Below are 1,167 nucleotides of genomic sequence, written 5' to 3'. Positions count from 1 at the left end.
GACTCTGTTGCTGAATTCTGGTGACACGCCGTGCGGCTTCTGGTCGCGGGCGGTGGCTGGGTGAAAAATCGTTTCTGCGTGCCGTGACCTTCCCCTCGACGGCCGCAGGATGGGTGTGTGGTGTCGATGCGGCGGCGGTCGTTGTCGCAGGTTCCCGAAGCGACCGCGAAGGTGGCGCGGGCGGCGTTTCCCAAGGGCAGCCTGGCGATAACGGTTCGTGATCAGCTGGGTGAGGTGTTCACCGATGAACAGTTCGCCGACGCCTTCGGCGCCCGGGGCGCTCCGGCCGAATCTCCCGCGATGTTGGCGCTGGTGACGATCCTGCAGTTCGTGGAGGACCTGACCGACCGGCAGGCCGCCGACGCGGTCCGGGGACGGATCGACTGGAAGTACGGCCTGGGCCTGGAGCTGGACGATCCCGGGTTCGACTACACGGTGCTGTCGAAGTTTCGTGCCCGGGTGATCGAGCACGGGCTGGAGGAGAAGACGCTGGACCTGCTTTTGGCCCATCTGAGCGAGGCGGGCCTGGTCAAGGCGGGCGGCAAGCAGCGGACCGACTCCACGCACGTGCTCGGTGCGGTGCGGAATCTGAACCGGCTGGAGTTGGGCGGGGGGTGCGTGCGCGCGGCGTTGGAGGCGGTCTCGGCCGCCGCGCCCGGCTGGGTGGAACAGGTGCTGGAGGTGCCCGGCTGGGCCGATCGGTACCGGGCCCGGGTGGACTCCTGGCGGCTGCCGACCTCCAAGACCAAACGTGAGCAGTTGGCCATCGCCTATGGCACCGACGGGTATGCGCTGGTGGCCGCCGTCTACGCGCCGTTCTCCCCCACCTGGCTGCGCGGGCTGCCCGCGGTGCAGGCGCTGCGCGTCATGCTGATCCAGAACTACACCCGTACCAGCGGCAGCCGGGGCGGGAGGTGGTCAAGCGGCGGGAGTCCCTCGATGACGGCGGAGAGGGCCTCCCGCCGGGCAGTATCCGCCTGGCTTCCCCCTATGACCTCGACGCCCGCTGGGCGGCCAAGGGCGATGACCTGTTCTGGCGTGGGTTCAAGGTCCACATCAGCGAGACCTGCCACAACCCCGACGAGGCCGCCACCACGGACGGCACGGACGGCACGGACGGCACGGACGGCACGGACGGCACGGACGGCACGGACGGCACGGACGGCA

General features: G+C 69.5%; 1 protein-coding gene. It reads left to right on the top strand.

Going from position 1 to position 1,167, the window contains the following annotated elements; translation table 11 throughout:
- Window positions 1-126 precede the first annotated feature (126 nt).
- A partial coding sequence (locus AB0B91_RS66340) for a transposase (RefSeq protein WP_358343322.1) occupies window positions 127-1,167 on the top strand: 1,041 nt, incomplete at its 3' end.

The organism is Nonomuraea sp. NPDC049141 (assembly GCF_040648415.1).
In the GTDB taxonomy this organism is placed as follows: domain Bacteria; phylum Actinomycetota; class Actinomycetes; order Streptosporangiales; family Streptosporangiaceae; genus Nonomuraea.
The sequence above is the reverse complement of the archived record's forward strand: the minus strand, read 5'-3'. Positions and strand labels throughout refer to the sequence as shown.